A 21,221-nucleotide genomic window follows, 5' to 3' on the forward strand; every position below is an offset into this window, starting at 1 on the left:
GGCATGATGGATACCAACTGAACGGTAATTTCGGAGAGTCACCCCCATGAGCAGTGTTGTTGCCATCGTCAAAAGCATTGTTGGCCAGGTAGTAGCAGTTTCCCCGGAAGGGATTCGTCGTGTGCTCATCGAGGGTGACCGGTTGTTCACCGGCGAGCAGCTTGAGACAGGCCCGGGAGGCGCAGTCACGCTGCAGCTTGCCGATGGCCGTCAGCTGGACATTGGCCGTGACAGCCAGTGGAGTGCCGACGCACCGGCGTCCACGACCAACCTTGCCGAAGCCAGCGCGCAAGCGGCACCGTCAGTTGCCGAACTGCAGCAGGCCATCGCGGCCGGCGCCGACCCGACCAAAGACCTCGAAGCCACTGCAGCGGGTCCGCAAGCGGCGCCAGGTGACGGCGGCAACGCAGGCGGCGGCCACAGCGTGGTGATGCTCACCGAGACGGCGGGCGAAGTGAATCCGACCATCGGCTTCCCGACCAACGGGCTGGGGACGACGACTACGCCGCCGCCTACGCTGAGCAACGGCCTGGCGATCGACAACGGCAACGACAACGGCGGTACCCCCGTCGCGCCGCAGCCGACGGGCACCCTGACACTGACCGCCACCCAGACGCTGACCGAAGCCGGCGGCGCGCTGGTCTACACGGCGAACATCACCCAGGCACCGACGTCGGACCTGACGGTCACCCTGTCCAACGGTTCGACCATTGTCATTCGTGGCGGCGACACGTCCGGCTCAACCACTGTTCAACTGGCTGACAACAACACGCCATACATCGACCCTTCCGTTATCAGCACCACTATCACCGGCACAACGGGCGGTGGCGGTCTGGTCGTGACAACCGATCCGACCCCGGCGGTGACCACCATCACCGACACCATCGACACCACCACGGTCAGCCTCAGCGCTGCGCCGACGTCTGTCGAAGGCACCTCGATCACCTACACCGCTACGCTGACCAACCCGGCACAGACCCCGGTCAACGTCACCTTGTCCGACGGTTCGACCATCACCATCCGTGCGGGCGAGTCCACCGGTACGGTTGTCGTCGCGGCCCCAGCGAATGACGTCTACAACACCAACACCGTTATCAGCACCACGATTACCGGCGCAACCGGCGGCAACTTTGAGAACCTGGTGCCTAACACGGCGCCGGCTGTGGTGCAGATCGTCGACAGCATCGACACCACCGTTGCCAGTATCACCGGCACCCAGTCGGTGGTTGAAGGCCAGGCCGCCACGTACACCATTACGTTGAGCAACCCGGCGCAGACCGAAGTCACGATCAATCTGACCTACAGTGGCACCGCATCCAACGGCACTGACTACACGCAAGTGGTCAGCGTGAAGATCCCTGCCAACAGCAGCAGCGTCACCTTCGACCTGAACACCCTTAATGACACGATCCCGGAAGGCGTTGAAAACGTCACCGTGGCGATCGGCGCCATCACCGGCGGCAACTTCGAGAGCATCGTTGCCAGCGCGACCAATGGCAGCGTCACCACCACCATCATCGACAACGACGCTCTGCCGGTTGTCGATCCGAATGGCGGCGGTAACGGCACCAACAGCGAAACCACGTTCACCGAAGGCCAGGCTGGCGTTTCGATCGCCGACCAGTTGACCGTCACTGACGCCGACAGCCCGACCCTGCAAGGCGCGAAAGTCACCCTGACCAACGCTCAGGACGCCGACACATTAGTAGTGGGCAGCCCGAACGCGAACATCGCGGTCACTACCGCCACCGTCAACGGCCAGATCGTACTGACCCTGACCGGTGCCGCCACCGCTGCCGAATACGAAGCCGTGATCAAGTCGATCACCTTCCAGAACAGCAGCCAGGACCCGAGCGTCGCGGACCGCACCATTACTGTGACCGTCAACGATGGCCAGAACGATTCCGTGCCGGCCACCAGCATCGTGCACGTCGTTGCCGTCAATGACGCCCCGACCGTCTCGTTCACCAGCACCGATTACGTCGAAAACGGCGCACCTCAGGCACTGGTCAACAACCTGCAGATCGGCGACGTCGACGGCGGCCAGTTGAGCGGCGCGAAGATCACCGTGACTGGCGTTCAGGCCGAAGACCTGATCGCTTCGCCGTCCTTCCAGGGCGGCAACACCGGCACCACGGCGTCGGGCATCAGCTACACGCTGGGCAATGACGCCAACGGCAACGTTGTCATTCAGTTGAGCGGCAACGCCTCGATCGCCGACTACACCACGCTGATCAACTCGATCACTTACGCCAACAGCAGTGACGCTCCGATCACCACCCCGCGCGGCGTGACGATCGAAGTGACTGACGTGGACACCCACGGCACCAACAACCTGACGGGCAGCGCCACCGGCGAAGTCGACATCACCCCGGTCAACGATGCACCGACCGTCACCAACGCATCGGGCAAAGGCGACGAAGACACCACCATCGCGGTCAAGCTGACCGGCGCTGACGTCGACGGCACCATCGATCACTTCAACCTGGTCAGCCTGGTAGCCAACGGCACGTTCTACGCCGATGCCGCCGGGACCCAGGCGCTGACCAACCTCAGCAACATCGCCGCCACCGCCAACGGCGCGACCATCTACTTCAAGCCGAACGCCAACTGGGCGGGCGACACCAGCTTCACCTACACCGCTGTCGACAATCAGGGCCAGCCAGCCGGCACGCCAGCCAACGGCATTATCAACGTCACGCCAGTGGCCGATGCCCCGATCGTCACCGTTGCCAACGCCCAAGGCGCTGAAGACACGGCGATCAAGCTGACGCTGAGCACTGCACTGGTCGACACCGATGGCTCCGAGTCCCTGGGCCCGTTGGTTGTGTCCGGCATTCCGGTCGGCGCCGTGCTGACTGACGGCACCCACAGCTATACCTCGATTCCGACAGGCGACGGCGCTGTCTACATCGACGGTTGGGACCTGAACAACCTGACGATTACCCCGCCGAAAGACTTCAACGGCCCGATCACCCTGCAAGTGAGCTCGACCTCGACCGAAGCCGCCAACAAGGATGCGGCCACCACGACGCAGTCTCTGATCGTCAACGTGACGCCCGTGAACGACGGCCCGGCGGTCAACTTCGACAGCACGACCTACACCGAAAACGGTGCGCCGGTCGCGCTGGTCAACAACTTCAGCATCACCGACATCGACAGCACTCAGCTGAGCAGCGCGAAAATCACGCTGACCGGTATCCAGGCTGAAGACCTCGTTGTGTCCCAGTACTACAAAGGCGCCACTACTGGCGTTACCGACCTGGGCATCACCTACACCCTGAGCAACGACGCCAACGGCAACATCGTCATCGACCTGACGGGCAATGCCTCGGTCGCCAACTATGAAACCCTGATCAAGTCGCTCACGTACGCCGACAACAGCGAAAACCCGAGCACCGTCCCGCGCGGCGTGAGCATTTTCGTCACCGACCTGGACGCCAACGGCACCACTAACCTGACCGCCGTGCACGACGGCCAGATCAACGTGATTGCCGTCAACGACGCCCCGACCGTGAACGCGGCACTGGGCCAGGGCGACGAAGACACCGCCATTGCGGTCAAGCTGACCGGCGCTGATGTCGACGGCACCATCGACCACTTCAACCTGGTCACCATGGCCGAGCACGGCACGTTCTACGCCGACGCCGCCGGTACCCAGGAGCTGACCAACCTCAGCAACATCGCCGCCAGCAACAACAGCGCGACGATCTACTTCAAACCGGATGCCAACTGGGCCGGTGACACCAGCTTCACCTATACCGCTGTCGACAACCAAAACCTGCCTGCGGGCGCGCCGGCGAACGGCATCATCAACGTCACGCCGGTAGCCGATGCTCCGATCGTCACCGTTGCCGACGCACAAGGTAATGAAGACTCCGCGATCAAGCTGAACGTGAGCACCGCGCTGGTCGACACCGATGGCTCGGAATCCCTGGGCCCGTTCGTGGTGTCCGGTATTCCCGTGGGCGCCGTGCTGACTGACGGCACCCACAGCTACACCTCGATTCCGACAGGCGACGGCGCGGTCTACATCAACGGTTGGGATTTGACCAACCTGACGATCACGCCGCCGAAAGACTTCAACGGTTCGATCAACTTGCAAGTGAGCTCGACCTCCACCGAGCTGACCGGCCAATCGGCCACCACGACTGTTCCCCTGACTGTCACCGTCGGGCCGGTCAACGACGCACCGACCGTCACCTTCACCAACCCTGACTACGTCGAAAACGGCGCACCTCAGGCATTGGTCAGCAATCTGCAGATCGGCGATGTCGACAGCGCTCAGCTGAGCAGCGCGAAGATCACGCTGACCGGCATTCAGGCTGAAGACCTGATCGTTTCCCAGTACTACAAGGGCGGCAACAGCGGCACCACCGACTTGGGCATCAGCTACAACCTGAGCAACGACGCCAACGGCAACATCGTTATCGACCTGACCGGCAAGGCGTCGATCGCCGACTACACCACGCTGATCAACTCGATCACCTACGCCAACAGCAGCGATAACCCAAGCACTGCCCCACGTGGCGTGACCATCGAAGTGACCGACGTTGATGCCAATGGCACCAACAACCTGTCGGGCAGCGCCACCGGTCAAATCGACGTGACCGCGGTCAACGATGCACCGACCGTTAACACAGCGTCGGGTGCTGGCAACGAAGACACCACCATCGCCGTCAAGCTGACTGGCTCTGACGTCGACGGCACCATTGGCCACTTCAACCTGGTCAGTGCGCCTGCACACGGTACGTTCTACTCGGACGCCGCCGGCACCCAGCCGCTGACCAACTTGACCAACATCGCCGCCAGCAACAACGGAGCGACGATCTACTTCAAGCCAGACGCGAGCTGGGCAGGCGACACCAACTTCACTTACACCGCTGTCGACAACCAGAACCTGCCAGCCGGCAACACGGCAACTGGCACGATCAATGTCACGCCGGTGGCTGATGCGCCGATCGTTACCGTCAGCAACGCCCAGGGCGCCGAAGATTCGGCGATCAAGCTGAACGTAAGCACCGCGCTGGTCGACACCGATGGCTCCGAATCCCTGGGCCCATTCGTGGTGTCCGGCATTCCGGTCGGCGCCGTGCTGACGGACGGCACCCACAGCTACACCTCGATTCCGACAGGCGACGGCGCGGTCTACATTAATGGTTGGGATTTGACCAACCTGACGATCACACCGCCAAAAGACTTCAACGGTTCGATCAACCTGCAAGTGAGCTCGACCTCGACTGAGATCACCGGTCAATCGGCAACCACGACCGTGCCCCTGACTGTCACCGTCGGGCCGGTCAACGATGCGCCAGTGGTCAACTTCGACAGCACCTCGTACACCGAAAACGGTGCACCGATCGCGATAGTCAATAACCTCAGCATCAGCGACGTCGACAGCACTCAACTGAGCAGCGCGAAGATCACGCTGACCGGTATTCAGGCTGAAGACCTGATCGTTTCGCAGTACTACAAAGGTGGTACCTCTGGCGACACGAGCCTGGGCATCAAGTACACCCTTAGCAACGACGCCAACGGCAATATCGTCATCGACCTGACCGGCAAGGCTTCGGTTGCCAATTATGAAACCCTGATCAAGTCGATTACTTACGCCGACAACAGCGAGAACCCGAGCACTGCGCCACGCGGCGTGACCATCGCTGTGACCGACGCTGATGCCAACGGCACCAACAACCTGACCGTCGTTCACGACAGCCAGATCAATGTCATTTCCGTGAACGATGCGCCGGTAGTCAACGCCGCTTCGGGTGCAGGCAAGGAAGACACCACCATCGCGGTCAAGCTGTCTGGCTCCGATGTCGACGGCACCATTGGCCACTTCAACCTGGTCAGTGCGCCTGCACACGGCACGTTCTACTCGGACGCCGCCGGTACTCAGCCGCTGACCAACTTGACCAACATCGCCGCCAGCAACAACGGCGCGACGATCTACTTCAAGCCAGACGCAAACTGGGCAGGTGATACCAGCTTCACTTACACCGCTGTCGACAACCAGAACCTGCCAGCCGGCACCCCGGCAACTGGCACGATCAATGTCACGCCAGTGGCTGATGCTCCGATCGTTACCGTCACCACCGCCCAGGGCGATGAAGACACCGCAATCAAGATCAGCGTCGGCACTGCACTGGTCGACACCGACGGTTCGGAAAGCCTGAGCGGCCTGACCGTGGGCGGTATCCCGGTTGGCGCAGTGCTGACCGATGGCAAAAACAGCTACACCTCGATCCCGACCGGCGACGGCAAAGTCATCATCGATGGCTGGGACCTGACCAAGCTGACCCTGACACCACCGGCTGACTTCAACGGTTCGATCACGCTGCAAGTGAGCTCGACCTCGACTGAGATCACCGGCCAATCGGCAACCACGACCCAGTCCCTGACTGTGAACGTCGCGTCGGTGAACGATGCACCTGTGGTCAACACCGCCACCGGCAATGGCAACGAAGACACTATCGTTGCGGTCAAGCTGACCGGTTCGGACGTCGACGGCACCATTGACCACTTCAACCTGGTCAACACGCCTGCCAACGGCACGTTCTACTCCGACGCCGCTGGCACCCAGCCGCTGACCAACTTGAACGACATCACCGCGACCAACAACGGCGCGACGATCTACTTCAAGCCAGATGCGAACTGGAACGGCAGCACGCCGTTCACCTATATCGCCGTTGATAATCAGGGCCTGGCTTCCACCACCCCGGCGACCGGCACCATCACGGTCACGCCTGTCAACGACGCGCCCGTGGTCAACTTCGGCAGCATCACCTACACCGAAAACGGTGCGCCGATCGCGATCGTCAAAGACTTCAGCATCGCTGATGTCGACAGCACCGAACTGAGCAGCGCGAAAATCACGCTGACCGGTATTCAGGCTGAAGACCTGATCGTTTCCCAGTACTACAAAGGCGGCACCGATGGCACCACCGGTACCACCAGTCTGGGTATCAGCTACAAGCTGAGCAACGACGCCAACGGCAACATCGTCATCGACTTGACCGGCAAGGCTTCGGTTGCGAACTACGAAACCCTGATCAAGTCGATTACTTACGCCGACAACAGCGAGAACCCGAGCACTGCCCCACGTGGCGTGACCATCGCTGTCACCGACGTGGATGCCAACGGCACCAACAACCTGACCGTTGTTCACGACAGCCAGATCAACGTTATTGCCGTGAACGACGCTCCAGTTGTTAACGCCGCCACCGGCAATGGCAACGAAGACACTATCGTCGCGGTCAAGCTGACCGGCTCTGATGTGGACGGCACGATCGACCATTTCAATCTGGTCAACACGCCTGCCAACGGCACGTTCTACTCCGACGCCGCTGGCACTCAGCCGCTGACCAACTTGAACGACATCACCGCAACCAACAACGGTGCGACGATCTACTTCAAGCCGGATGCGAACTGGAATGGCAGCACGCCGTTCACCTACACCGCTGTCGACAATCAAGGTCTGCCCGCCGCCACTCCAGGCACTGGCACGATCAACGTCACGGCCGTCAATGACGCGCCAGTGGTCAACTTCGACAGCACCTCGTATACCGAAAACGGTGCACCGGTTGCGATCGTCAATAACCTCAGCATCAGCGACGTCGACAGCACTCAACTGAGCAGCGCGAAGATCACGCTGACCGGTATTCAGGCTGAAGACCTGATCGTGTCTCAGTACTACAAAGGCGATACCAGCGGCGATACCGGTCTGGGCATCAAGTACACGCTGAGCAACGACGCCAACGGCAACATCGTCATCGACCTGACTGGCAAGGCTTCGGTTGCCAACTACGAAACCCTGATCAAGTCGATCACCTACGCTGACAACAGCGAGAACCCGAGCACTGCCCCACGCGGCGTGACCATCGCCGTTACTGACGCTGATGCCAACGGCACCAACAACCTGACCGTCGTTCACGATAGCCAGATCAATGTCATTTCCGTCAACGATGCGCCGGTAGTCAACGCCGCTTCGGGTGCAGGTAATGAAGACACCACCATCGCGGTCAAGCTGTCTGGCTCCGATGTTGATGGCACCATTGGCCACTTCAACCTGGTCACTGCGCCTGCACACGGTACGTTCTACTCCGACGCCGCCGGCACCCAGCCGCTGACCAATTTGACCAACATCGCCGCCAGCAACAACGGCGCGACGATCTACTTCAAGCCAGACGCGAACTGGGCGGGCGACACCACCTTCACCTACACCGCGGTCGACAACCAGAACCTGCCAGCCGGCAACACGGCAACTGGCACGATCAACGTCACGCCTGTGGCGGATGCCCCGATCGTCACCGTCACCAACGCTCAGGGCGATGAAGACAGCGCCATCAAGCTGGACCTGAGCGCTGCACTGGTGGACACCGATGGTTCCGAGTCCCTCGGCCCGGTCATTGTGGGCGGCATCCCAGTGGGCGCGGTGCTGAGCGATGGCAACGGCCACAGCTACACCTCCATCCCTGTTTCTGAAGGCGGCGATGGCGAGGCGTACCTCACCGGCTGGAACCTGAGCACCCTGACCATCACGCCGCCGAAAGACTTCAACGGCTCGTTCAACCTGCAAGTGAGCTCGACGTCGACCGAAAGCGCCAACAATGACTCGGCCACCACGGTTAAGTCGCTGACCGTCAACGTCGCATCCGTGAACGATGCGCCGGTAGTCAACACCGCCACAGGCAATGGCAGCGAAGACACCCTCGTTGCGGTCAAGCTGACCGGCTCCGACGTCGACGGCGCCATTGACCACTTCAACCTGGTCAACACGCCTGCCAATGGCACTTTCTACTCCGACGCCGCTGGCACCCAGCCGCTGACCAACTTGAACGACATCACCGCCACCAACAACGGCGCGACGATCTACTTCAAGCCGGATGCCAACTGGAATGGCAGCACGCCGTTCGCCTATACCGCCGTTGACAACCAGGGCCTGGCTTCCACCACCCCGGCCACCGGCACCATCACGGTCACGCCCGTCAACGACGCGCCTGTGGTCAACTTCGGCAGCATCACCTACACCGAAAACGGCGCGCCGATCGCGATCGTCAAAGACTTCAGCATCAGTGACGTCGACAGCACTCAACTGAGCAGCGCGAAGATCACGCTGACCGGTATTCAGGCCGAAGACCTGATCGTTTCCCAGTACTACAAAGGCGATAACAGCGGCGATACCGGTCTGGGCATCAAGTACACCCTGAGCAACGACGCCAACGGCAACATCGTTATCGATCTGGTTGGCAACGCTTCGGTCGCCAACTATGAAACCCTGATCAAGTCGATCACCTACGCCGACAACAGCAACAACCCGAGCACCACACCGCGCGGCGTGACCATTGCTGTGACCGACGTGGATGCCAATGGCACCAACAACCTGACCGTCGTTCATGACAGCCAGATCAACGTGATTTCCGTCAACGATGCGCCGGTGACCAAGCCAGCGACGGCGACGGGCGACGAAGACAACACCGTGGCGGTCAAGCTGACCGGCACCGACGTCGACGGCACCATTGACCACTTCAACCTGGTCAACCTGGGTCAGCACGGTACTTTCTACGCCGATGCCGCAGGCACTCAGGCACTGGACAGCACCAGCGTCATCAAGGCGACCGGCAATAGCGCAACCGTCTACTTCAAGCCGGTCGGCGACTGGAGCGGCAGCACCAACTTCACCTACACCGCGGTCGACAACCAGGGTCAGGCAGACACCACTCCGGCAACCGGCACCATCAAGGTCAATCCGGTCACCGACACCCCTGCCCTGTCCCTCGTGGACGACCAGACCGTGGCTTCGCTGAATGTGAACGGCGCGACCACGACTGTGATCGGCAACATCGGCAGCGGCGCATGGCACACCGACAACAGCGGCGGCACCGTTGAGATCCGAACTCCAGGCACCTACGGCGTTGCCGGCAACAGCAACAACAGCCAGGTGCTGGAGCTGGAGCGAAACAGCGGCGACCCGAGCAACCTGTACACCAACATCGACGCCAAAGCCGGCGCGACCTACACCGTTTCGCTCGATTATTCGGTCCGTGCAGGTGCGGTCGACAACTCGCTGATCAACGTCTTCTGGGGCGGCAAGCTGGTCGGCACGCTGACCAATACCGTGGTGGGTCTGAAGACCTACACCTTCGACGTGCCGGTCACCACCGACGGCAGCGCGAAGCTGGAATTCAAGGCAGGCGACGCGAACTCCCTCGGCGGCGTGATCAACAACATCAGCGTCACCGAGCACCTGAACAGCGGCCTGGAAGACAACGCGATTCTGCTGTCGACCATCAAGGCAGCGACCACTGACGTCGACGGTTCCGAAACCCTGACCGTCAGCATGAAGGGCATTCCGGTTGGCGCTTCCCTGAGCGACGGCACGCACACCTTCAACGCCACCGCCGGTGCAACCGCGACTGACGTGACCGATTGGGACCTGAGCAAACTCAAGCTCACCCCGCCGGCCAACTTCAGCGGCGACATCGCTCTGACCGTCACCGCTACCGCCCAAGACGGCGCAGCGGCTCCGGTCAGCAAAGACCTGACGTTCAACGTCCATGTGGCACCGGTGGCAGACGCCCCGACCGTGATCGCGCCTGCCGTCACCGGCCCGGAAGACACGGCCATCCACCTGAACATTGGCACCACGCTGGTCGATACCGACGGTTCCGAGAGCCTGACCCACCTGACCGTTTCCGGCGTTCCGGTCGGTGCCGTTGTCACCGATGGCACTCACAGCTACACGTCGACTGCCGGCGGCAACGGCACTGCGGCGCTCGACGGCTGGGACCTGACCAAGGTGACCATCACGCCACCGGAAAACTTCAACGGCCAGATCAACCTGACCGTCAACGCGACGTCCACCGAACTGAATGGACCGTCTGCGACGACCCAACAGCCGCTGACCGTCAACGTGACGCCAGTGAACGACGCACCGGTCGTGAATTTCGGCAGCATCACCTACACCGAAAATGACGCCCCGACCGCGATCGTCAAAAACTTCAGCATCACCGATATCGACAGCACCCAGCTGAGCAGCGCGAAAATCACGCTGACCGGTATTCAGGCTGAAGACCTGATCGTTTCCCAGTACTACAAAGGCGATACCAGCGGCGATACCGGTCTGGGCATCAAGTACACGCTGAGCAACGACGCCAACGGCAACATCGTCATCGACCTGACTGGCAAGGCTTCGGTTGCCAACTACGAAACCCTGATCAAGTCGATCACCTACGCCGACAACAGCGATAACCCGAACACCGCGCCACGCGGGGTGACCATCGCTGTGACTGACGCCGATGCCAACGGCACTGACAACCTGACTGTGGTCCACAACAGTCAGATCAACGTGATCGCCGTGAACGACGCGCCCGTCATCGGCCACACCGGAACGGGCAAGGAGTTCGGCAACACCTGGAACGAAACCGCCGTGGGTGGCGATGTCACCGCGCCGGGCAAAGGCCCAGGTCAGATCGCTCGCGATTTCACCCTGAACGACGCCGACAGCACCACGCTGAAAAGCGCGACCGTCACGCTGACCAACTTCAAAGACGGCGACGTCCTGAATGTCGGCAAACCGGGCGCCCTGACCTATACCCTGAGTGATGTAAAAGACGCTTCCGGCGCAGTGACCGGCAAAACCATCACGTTCGGTCCAGGCACAGCCGCCCAGTACCAGACGGCGATTCAGTCGATCACCTTCGACAGCACGTCCCATGATCCGTCGAAAGACAACCGCATCATCAACATCACTGTCGATGACGGCAGCGCGGTCAACAACATCGCGTCCACGACCTCGACGATCCACATCACCACGGTCAACGATGTACCAACCGTGAGCACTGCGTCGGTTGCCTTTACTGAAAACGACGCGGCGGTCTCGATCGTCAAGAACCTGAACCTGGCCGATGTCGACAACACCACCCTGAGCAAGGCCGTGGTGTCGGTCGATGTGAAGGCAGGCGACGTACTGACCTTCACCGGCACTGCGCCGAAAGGCGTCAGCGTGGTGGAAACCCACAACGATGCAGGCCTGGTGAACGGCTTCAAGATCAACGGCATCGCGACCATTGACCAGTACAAGGCGCTGATCCAGTCGATCACCTTCAACAGCCCGGGCGACAACCCTCAGGCGGGTGACCGTGCCGTGACGGTTCAAGTGACCGACTCCGGCGCGAAAGGCGACGGTACCGGTACGCAGGATTCGCTGGTTGCCGGCAGCAAGATCTCGGTCACCGCCGTGAACGACGCGCCCGTCATCGGCCACACCGGCGATGGCAAGGAATTCGGCAACACCTGGAACGAAACCCTGGTCGGCGGCGATGTCACCGCGCCGGGCAAAGGTCCAGGCCTGATTGCTGCAGACTTCACCCTGAAAGACGCCGACAGCCCGACGCTGCAAAGCGCCACTGTCACGCTGACCAACTACAAGGCGGGTGATCTGCTGGCGATCGGCAACACCGCTGGCCTGAGCGTCACCACCACCGACATCGTCACCAACAACGTGGTGACCGGCAAGGTCATCACGTTCGGTGCGGGCACGGCGGCTCAGTATCAGACGGCGATCTCGTCGATTACCTTCGACAGCACGTCTCACGACCCTGTCAAAGACGACCGCATCATCAACATCAGCGTCAACGACGGCAGCGCCACCAACAACATCGCCAACACCACGTCGACGATTCACATCACGACGGTCAATGATGTTCCGGTGGCCAACGCCACGACCGGCAGCGGTAACGAAGACAGCCCGGCCATCGCCGTGACGCTGAGCGCGACCGACGTGGACAGCAAAATCGACCACTTCAACCTGGTCGACATGGCTGCACACGGCACGTTCTACGCCGATGCGGCGGGCAAGGTCGCGTTGACCAGCCTGAGCAACATCGTCGCCGTCGGCAACGCTGCAACGGTGTACTTCAAGCCGGCCGCCGATTGGGCGGGCAGCACGTCGTTCACCTACAAGGCAGTGGACGATCAGGGTCTGGCGAGTTCGGTCAAAGCCACCGGCACCATCAATGTGGCGCCTGTCGCCGACCAACCAGTGGTGACGCTGGGCTCCGGCGTCGTTCAGTCGACCGGTCTGGTGAAAGACGTTTATGTCGGCACGCTGAAGAACATGGGCACCGACGGCAACGGCGCCAATGAAGCGACCATCAAGGCCGGCTTCAACACCACCGTTGCATCGACCTCGCACACCGTCGCCACCGCTGCACAGGACTCTTCCGTCGCGGTCGGCACCGGCACCAAGCTGTCCGGCCTGATCTACATGGAAGCCGGCCACACCTACACCTTCTCCGGTACGGCAGACGACAGCCTGTTGATCACCGTGGCGGGCCAGACTGCGGCCAACGCCACATGGGGTGCGGGCGGCAAGATCCAGAGCGCGGGCTTCACGCCGACGGAGTCTGGCTACTACACGCTGGACATCTACCACTACAACCAGGCGGGCCCGGGCAGCTACAGCATCAATCTGGTCGACAAGACCATCAGCACCGGCGCGACTCAGACCGTGGCCCTCAACGGCAGCAACGTGCTGCTGTTCGCAACGGTCGATGACCTCAAGGCTTCCGGCCTGAACGTCTCGCCGTTGCACGAAGGCACGGTTGGCAGCGGTGAGGGTTATTACACCGGCTACGAGCTGAACCACGGCACCGAAGGCGCCGCGATCAAGCTGAGCCCGATCCAGGCGGTATTCGGCGACAGCCTCGACGGTTCGGAGACTCACGTCACGACCCTGAGCGGCGGCGCACCGGCCGGCTCGATCCTGACCGACGCCGCAGGCCACACGGCCACCGTGACGACCCACGTCGAAAACGGCAAAACCGTGATGGACACGATCGACGTCAGCCAATTCGACCTGTCGACGCTGAGCATCACCACGCCTGACTACTTCAGCGGCAAGTTCACGCTGAACGTCACGGCGACGGCGACCGAAGCAAACGTGCCAGGCGTACCAAGCGCCGTGGCCAGCGCCAGCGACAGCAAGGCGATCACCGTTACTGTCGAGTCTCAGACCTACAAATCGAGTGAAGGCCTGGCCGGCACCGACCCGACGCCAATCAACGGCACCACCGGCGGCGACATCATCGTTGGCGACGTCAGCGGCACGACCATCGTGCAGGGCAAGAGCTACAACATCGCCTTCATCGTCGACAGCTCGGGCAGCATGGGCAAATCCCTCGACACGGCGAAAACGCAGCTGCAGTCGGTCTTCGAGAAACTGGCGAACGGTGCTCAGACGGCCAACGCCGGCAAGATCAACGTGTTGCTGGTGGATTTCGACACCAACGTGCGCTCGACCGTATCGGTGGACATGTCTGACAAGGCCGCTGCGCTGAAAACATTGGCCGCTGCTCTGGCGACCATGACATCGGGCGGTACCACCAACTACGAAGATGCCTTCAAGACCACGGCGAACTGGTTTGCCGGCTTGAACAGCACCAACCCGACGGGCGAGAACCGCACGTACTTCATCACCGACGGCGAGCCTAACGTTTACCAGAACACCAGCACGGTGCTCGGTACGGTGAACGGCACGGCTGTCACACTGGCGATGGGCCTGGAAAGCTGGCATCTGGGCAGCACGTATTCGGTGAACGGCAAAGTCGCCATCGACACCGTGGGCCATGTTTACAGCTACGCCAGCAGCACGACCGGCAAGTTGGTGGGCACCCTCGCCAGCCACGCCGACGGCAAGGGCGGTCAGGAATACAGCCTGAACTCACCTGAAACCAACGGCAGCAGCGTTGTGCTGGCTGAAGCGGACACCGGTTACGCGCTGTTGCTGAAGCAGTCGCCCACCATCGAAGCGATCGGCCTGAACTCGGCGGTCAAGACCAGCACGCTGAATCACTACGACAGCGACGGTCACGCGCAGACCAACGTCAACGCCGATGACCTGGCGAAAGCGGTACTGGGCGACCAGAAAGATATCGCTCCGGGCAGCGACACCCTCAACGGTGGCGACGGCAATGACATCCTGTTCGGCGATCTGATCACCTACAACACGCAGGGCGGCATTACGGCGCTGAAGGCGTTCGCGGCAGATACCTTGCACGTGAATGTGTCGACCATCGATGACAAGACGCTGCACTCGTTCGTGACCAACAACCTTGACGCGGTGGCTCACCTGACCAATTCGTCGTCGACGTCCCAGGACGGCAACGACACCCTGCTGGGCGGCAATGGCAACGACATTCTGTTCGGCCAGGGTGGCGACGACATTCTCAACGGTGGCAACGGCAACGACATTCTGATCGGTGGTAAAGGCAACGACATCCTTACCGGTGGCGCAGGTGCCGATACATTCGCCTGGAAAGCAGGCGACACCAACAGCGGTGGCTTTGACGTGATCAAAGACTTCAACAAGGGCGAAGGCGACCGGATCGACCTGCGTGACCTGCTGCAAGGTGAAGACACCGACACCCTCAGCAAGTACCTGCAAATCACCAACGATGGTCATGACACCATTCTGCAAGTCAGCACCACCGGGCAGTTCGCGTCGAATGTCACTGCGGCTGCCGCGGCGACCACGGCCGATGTGCACATCAAGGTGGAAGGCGTGACCTGGAGCAATTCCATGGTCAACTCGCTGGTGAGCGGTGCGGATCCGACCATCAAAGTCGATCACCACTGATAGCTGAGTCGCGAGAGCTGTTGTACTGTGCTGGCAGCCGTCCCTGACGGATGCCAGCCCGGTTACTCCCTGAGGAATGAGTCATGTTTTACGTTCAGCGCGATGCCGATGGAACGCTAGTTCGCGTGGAAGCAACGGCGTTCGCCGAAGCGAGCGAGCAACTGCCGCCCGATGACCATCAGGTGCAAGCCTGGTTTGCCAACGAAGTGGTCGAGAAAAGCCTGATCCAGCTCAAGTCCAGCGACATGGACATGATCCGGGTACTGGACGACTTGATTCAGGTCCTGACCAGCAAAGGCATCCTCAACATCACCGACCTCCCCGCCGCCGCACAGGCGAAACTGATGGATCGAACCCAGGCCCGGGAAACACTGGGCGGCCTGAGTGACCTGATCAATGATGATGAACAACGGCTGATCTGAAGGCCTCTCTTTCTCGCACGCACCGTTTGGCAACGGCGCGCTGTCGCGCGGCAAACCCCGATGCTTGTTTCTGACAGCCTGCTATCCCACAGCAAATGGTGCACATGTGGGAGTGACCGGGGTGGCGCTCCACCTTGCTCACGAAGGCATCATTTCAGCCGCTGGAGATGTGGCGGATGTGCCTACGTCTTCGCGAGCAAGCTCGCTCCCACAGAATCTGCTGCGACTGATACATCTCTGGTGGTCATGATTGAGCAGAGCCCATCTTTCAGATGCGCTGCTACTCCGCGGCAAAAGATGCACTTGTGGGAGTGACCGGGGTGGCGCTCCACCTTGCTCACGAAGACGGTGTTTCAGCCGCTGTAGATTTGGCGGATGTACCAGCCTCTTCGCGAGCAAGCTCGCTCCCACAGAATCTGCGGCGACTGATACATCTCTGGTGGTCATGATTGAGCAGAGCCCATCTTTCAGATGCGCTGCTACTCCGCGGCAAACGACGCACTTGTGGGAGTGAGCTTGCTCACGAAGCTTTCAACCCCAGGTGACGGCGCCGACTGATCAGTACTGCTTGCGTCGGACCTTGATATCGCCCTGCTGGTATTGCTGGTACCCGGTGTAGGGCAGCAGCACGGTATCGGCGACCGCAGAAAGGGCCATGTCCAGTGCAATGGTGGGCGCAGACCAGTGTGGGCCGGAAACCGGCGGGGCGTTCAAGGTGCAGAACTGGTAAACCGCACCGCTGAAGGCACGGGGGATGGACTGGCAATTGGAGCTGTGGCGCGCCAGTGTATCCGCGGCCCCTTTTTCGTCGTTGAGGGTCTTGATGGTGCCGCACCCTGAGAGGGTTGCCATCATTAATACTGCAGTCCATAGCTTCATGAAAGTGCTTCCATTGTTTGATGTGAATAACAGCCCGGTAGGCCTTTCAGTCCCAGAAAAATGAGCGGATGAACCGACGCGTTCGCGAGCAAGCTCACTCCTACACGTTCACGCCCGCATTCAACATCAGCGTCGAACGCAAATCCCCTGTAGGAGCAATCGGAGGTTACGACGGTCGCGAAGCGGCGGGTCTGTGACATCAATGCCATCTGGCACGCCGATTTCGCGGGCAAGCGCGCTCCCATACTAGCGCGTCAGCCATCGATATTGAGAAAACAGCGGGCGCGTTCCTTCGTTCGTTACTTCCACGGCGCAGGGTCGCCGAACAGCCGCCCTTGCACCCCTTCGATGCCCATTTCCAGGATCACCCGGTGTTCGCCTTCGGTCTCAACCCGCTCGGCAATCAGCGGCAGGTCGATACTGTGTGCCGCGCGCTGGACCGCTTCGATGAACAAGCGCTTGTGGCTTTCCTGATCGATGGTGCGGATGTAGCTGCCATCGATCTTCAAATAGGCCAGCCCCAGATGCGCCAGGTTGCCGATCATGCTGAAACGTCCGCCGAAGCGTTGCAGCGCCAGGGAATAGCCGGCTTCCTGCAGACGGCGGGTCAACTTCTCCAGCACCGCCTGCTCGGGCACCTGTTCCTCGCCGATCTCGAAGGTCAGGCGTGCGCCGAGTTTCGGGTGCTGGCGCAGGGCGTTGAATACCTCATTCAGCGCTGACGGATCGTTAAGCGTGGCCGCCGACAGGTTCAGCGCCAGTCGCTCATTGTGCGTGCCCAGGTGCGCCAGCACCTGCTGCAACATCAGTAAATCCAGCCGGCTCGACCAGCCAAAGCGTTCCAGCCACGGCAGAAAGCGCCCCGCCGGAATCGTCTCGCCGTCAGCATCGACCAGCCGTGACAGCACTTTGTAATGCAGCACTTTCGCCCCATCACGAGACTCGACCACCGGCTGAAAGAACAGCTGAAAACGCCCGTGCTCAAGGGCATGGTCCAGCGTCCTGTGCCACGCGTGTTGATCTTCACCCAGATCGCCAATCGCCCCGCGCTCGATGCAATACCACGACTGCTCGCCGCCGCTTTCGGCCTGGGACAGCGCCTGATCCGCCAACGCCAGCAAGGTCAGCGACGCATCGCCCGGGCTGTACGGCGCGAGCCCCATGTGAGCGGCAGGCGAGACATCGGAGGCGCCGGTGGCTTCCAGACTTTGCAGCGCCGCCTCAAGATTCTGCACCCACTGCACGGCTTCATCGTGAACCATGCCTGGCGCCAGCACGGCGAACTCCCCGCCACGGCTGCGACTGATGAGGTTGCGGGTTTCAGGGTACTTCTCACAGTGACGCACCAACTGCTCCGCCACCGCCACCAGCAAGGCATCGGTGCGCTTGCCGCCCAGACGCTGGTTCAAGCCGGCCAGGTCGTTGACGCGCAACATCATCAGATACCCCGCACGGCCGTCTTCCAGATGGCTGACGTGGGCGTTGAGCTGCATGTCGAAATAACGGCGGTTGGACAGCCCGGTCAGGCTGTCCTGATACGACTCGATGCGCAGCTTCTCACTGCGCTCGGTGCTTTCCTGAAACAGCGCCTTGAGTTTCTCGACCATCTGGTTCATCGCCTGCACCACCCGGCGCAACTCAGGCGTGCGCGGCAGTTCGGGCAGAACGAGGAACTCGCGACGACCAATCGCCTGGGACTGCGCCACCATGTAGTCCAGCGGCTTGAGCTGCCGGCGCAACAACATCGCGCCCAGAATCGCACTGACCACACCGCACACCAGCAACCAGCCAAGGCTGCCCAGCGCGCTCTGCCACAACTTCGCGAGCGCGAACATCGGATGGCTGACCACCTCGACCCGCGCCGTCTGCTGCCAGCCACGGCTGACAATCGCCTCGCCGCCCGCCGGCTCAAGCCCGATGGCGTTGATGAACCACTGCGGCACGCCCTGGTTGTCAGGGGTCGCACTGCGCTCGACGATCGCGGCGCCACTCGCCAGATCCACCACCCGGATGCTCGCGTAGTAACCGCTGTCGAAGATCGACGCCACCATCAGTTCGACCATCGCCGGGTCGTCGATATTGGACGTCAGCGACAGCGCCAGCGAGGTCGCGGCGTCCTGGGCGTGGGAGCGCAGCTGATTGACGTATTGCGCCCGGGAGCTTTCCAGGCTCACGACAAAACTTCCCGCAAAGGCAACCACCATGAACAGACAGATCGCGATCAACAGCTGTTTGAACAGAGACATCAGTACTCCTAATTCTCGGGCTCGGTGGGGAAGCCTTCTGCGGTCATTTTTTTCAGCACGTCCTGCCACCGGGACAGACGTTTGGTGTCGCTCACTTTCTTGTTGCCCTGCGCACCCGGCAGCCACAGCCCTTCAGCGTTGAAGGCATACACCGGCAACAGGTCCGTGCGTTCGCTGGCGGGTTTGATGTCGTCGATCAGGCTGTCGAGCACCAGCGGCATCGCGTTCGGGCTCGAGTAATAGGTCAGCACCATGTGCGCGCGGTTCAGGCGCAGCGCCTTGACGTAGGTGATCAGCAGCTTCTCGCTGGGCACGCCGAGGCGGCGCAGGCTGAAATACTTGGCGATCGCATAATCCTCACAATCCCCCGCGCCCTTGATCAGCGACTCGATCGGCGTCGCCCAGTAATCGACCTCATGCCACAGGTCGATGTCTTCGGCGTAGCGCATCTGCTTGTTGAAGAACAGGTTCACGACCTTGAGCTTGTCCATTTCGCTGACCTGCTTCTCGGTCGCCAGCAAGTTCTGCCAGGCATCAATGCGCTGCTTGCCCGCGCCCAACGGCCCATATAACGCTTCAGCACGGCGGCTGATCAGGGAAAAATCCCAATCCGCGCTCAGATAGCCGACACACGCCGTGCACGTCAGTGCAAGCGCCAGAAGCATCCATAATCCAGGGCGCTTTTGAGCCGGGCGTGTCGCCAATTTGTCTAGTCCATCAGGCCATGGATAACGGAAAGCGATGGTGAGGGGTTGAGGGAGGAAACGCAATGGCGCGGTGAGATCATGCGCAGAAGCAAATGCCCGCAAACGCGACTCATGATAGGCTCGCGCCCCTTGATTTCATGACTCACCGGGTTGGTTTGGAAACGCGTATGGATATTGGTTTGAGCTGCAGTGTTTGGGCTGAGGGTGAGCGCACGGGACATCTGGACGGAATAGGCGTTTACACCCGCTCACTCTGGCAGGCCATGGACGATCTCAAACTGACCGAAGCCGGCGGAATTAACTTCAAGCCCTACGCATTTGGACGTCAGCTCCCGACCCTGGAATGCGGTACGCCTGAAGTACTAGCTGAACGATTCAAACTTCACGCTCTTCTCAGCGGGCTGTTCAATCTTTCCTTACCCAACTCAGCCGCCATTCGAAACGACGTATCTCTGCTGCATGCCACCGATCACCAGATTCCGAATATTGCAGGCCTTCCCGTGGTGGCAACGGTCATGGACGCCATACCGCTTATCCATCCCGAGTGGATGAGGAAAAGCTTCAGAGGCCTGAAGAGCGCTCTCTTTGCGAGAAGCGTCAGCAAAGCCGACCACGTGATCACTATTTCAGAACACAGCAGACAGGATCTGATCCGTCTTCTGGGCATTCCTCCCGCCAAGATCAGCGTTACCCCACTTGGGGTGAACCCTGTTTATTTCGAGCGTATTTCCGGGCCCCGTAAAGAATCGGTCATCAGCAAACATGACCTCAAGCCGGGCTTTTTCCTTTTTGTCGGGACGCTGCAACCGCGCAAAAATCTTCACCGCGTGCTGGAGGCGTTTCAAGCCTTGCCGGCTTCGGTGCGAAAAGATCACCCGCTTGTCGTTGTTGGCCGCGAAGGTTGGGCAATCGAGGACCTCATCCCCCAACTGAAAAAGCTGGAGGAGCACGGCGAGGGCAAATGGTTGTGCTATTTGCCCCAAGACGAAGTCATGGCGCTGCTGCAAAGCGCGAGCGCCATGGTGTTTGCGTCTTTGTATGAAGGGTTTGGCTTGCCGGTCATCGAAGCATTTGCGGCCCAGTGCCCTGTTATTGCGTCGAACACCACGTCCCTGCCGGAAGTGACCGGCAATGCCGCCTGGGCGGTCGACCCGCTGGACGCTTCAAGTATTTCAGCTGCGATGCTCGACGTGTTGAGTAACGAAGCGCTCAGGACAGAGCGAGTTGAAATAGGGCTGGAACGCGCCCGCCAGTTCACCTGGCAGGAATGCGCGCGGCAGACCCTGGCGGTGTACCGCAAAGTGTTGGCGGCACACCCCAAGGCGTAAGT

The 21,221-nt window shown here is 60.9% G+C and carries 7 protein-coding genes; 4 read left to right on the plus strand and 3 right to left on the minus strand.

Annotated elements, in window-relative coordinates; translation table 11 throughout:
• Window positions 1-46 precede the first annotated feature (46 nt).
• The gene (locus ACYASU_RS21760; protein ID WP_463584012.1) at window positions 47-15,637 is read left to right on the plus strand and encodes a retention module-containing protein; all 15,591 of its coding nucleotides are present in this window, start codon (window positions 47-49) and stop codon (window positions 15,635-15,637) included.
• An 83-nt stretch (window positions 15,638-15,720) separates the two neighbouring features.
• The gene (locus ACYASU_RS21765) at window positions 15,721-16,059 is read left to right on the plus strand and encodes a hypothetical protein (protein ID WP_037018113.1); all 339 of its coding nucleotides are present in this window, start codon (window positions 15,721-15,723) and stop codon (window positions 16,057-16,059) included.
• Window positions 16,060-16,617: 558 nt separating this feature from the next.
• Here ACYASU_RS21765 and ACYASU_RS21770 read toward each other — a convergent pair.
• The gene (locus tag ACYASU_RS21770; RefSeq protein WP_463584013.1) at window positions 16,618-16,938 is read right to left on the minus strand and encodes a YceK/YidQ family lipoprotein; all 321 of its coding nucleotides are present in this window, start codon (window positions 16,936-16,938) and stop codon (window positions 16,618-16,620) included.
• 68 nt (window positions 16,939-17,006) lie between these two features.
• Between ACYASU_RS21770 and ACYASU_RS21775 the strand changes: the two genes are divergently transcribed.
• A complete protein-coding gene (locus tag ACYASU_RS21775; RefSeq protein WP_463584014.1) occupies window positions 17,007-17,135 on the plus strand; it encodes a hypothetical protein in 129 nt (42 codons plus the stop codon).
• A gap of 102 nt (window positions 17,136-17,237) precedes the next feature.
• Here ACYASU_RS21775 and lapD read toward each other — a convergent pair whose 3' ends face one another.
• Window positions 17,238-19,184 carry a cyclic di-GMP receptor LapD gene (gene lapD, locus ACYASU_RS21780; RefSeq protein WP_463584015.1) on the minus strand — a complete coding sequence of 649 codons (1,947 nt, stop codon included), beginning with the start codon at window positions 19,182-19,184 and terminating at the stop codon, window positions 17,238-17,240.
• An 8-nt stretch (window positions 19,185-19,192) separates the two neighbouring features.
• Window positions 19,193-19,888 carry a cysteine protease LapG gene (gene lapG, locus ACYASU_RS21785; protein ID WP_423574116.1) on the minus strand — a complete coding sequence of 232 codons (696 nt, stop codon included), beginning with the start codon at window positions 19,886-19,888 and terminating at the stop codon, window positions 19,193-19,195.
• A 170-nt stretch (window positions 19,889-20,058) separates the two neighbouring features.
• Between lapG and ACYASU_RS21790 the strand changes: the two genes are divergently transcribed.
• Window positions 20,059-21,219 (plus strand): glycosyltransferase family 4 protein, encoded by a 1,161-nt coding sequence (locus tag ACYASU_RS21790; protein WP_463584016.1) that lies wholly within the window; start codon window positions 20,059-20,061, stop codon window positions 21,217-21,219.
• Window positions 21,220-21,221: the final 2 nt, after the last annotated feature.

This window comes from Pseudomonas sp. HP_12, from assembly GCF_055283955.1.

Excerpts from the sequence above, each read along its gene's own strand:
- ACYASU_RS21790 (WP_463584016.1), top strand. The coding sequence starts at position 20,059 with ATGGATATTGGTTTGAGCTGCAGTGTTTGGGCTGAGGGTGAGCGCACG.
- ACYASU_RS21760 (WP_463584012.1), top strand. The coding sequence starts at position 47 with ATGAGCAGTGTTGTTGCCATCGTCAAAAGCATTGTTGGCCAGGTAGTA.
- ACYASU_RS21775 (WP_463584014.1), top strand. The coding sequence starts at position 17,007 with ATGAACCGACGCGTTCGCGAGCAAGCTCACTCCTACACGTTCACGCCC.
- ACYASU_RS21765 (WP_037018113.1), top strand. The coding sequence starts at position 15,721 with ATGTTTTACGTTCAGCGCGATGCCGATGGAACGCTAGTTCGCGTGGAA.
- ACYASU_RS21770 (WP_463584013.1), bottom strand. The coding sequence starts at position 16,938 with ATGAAGCTATGGACTGCAGTATTAATGATGGCAACCCTCTCAGGGTGC.
- lapD (WP_463584015.1), bottom strand. The coding sequence starts at position 19,184 with ATGTCTCTGTTCAAACAGCTGTTGATCGCGATCTGTCTGTTCATGGTG.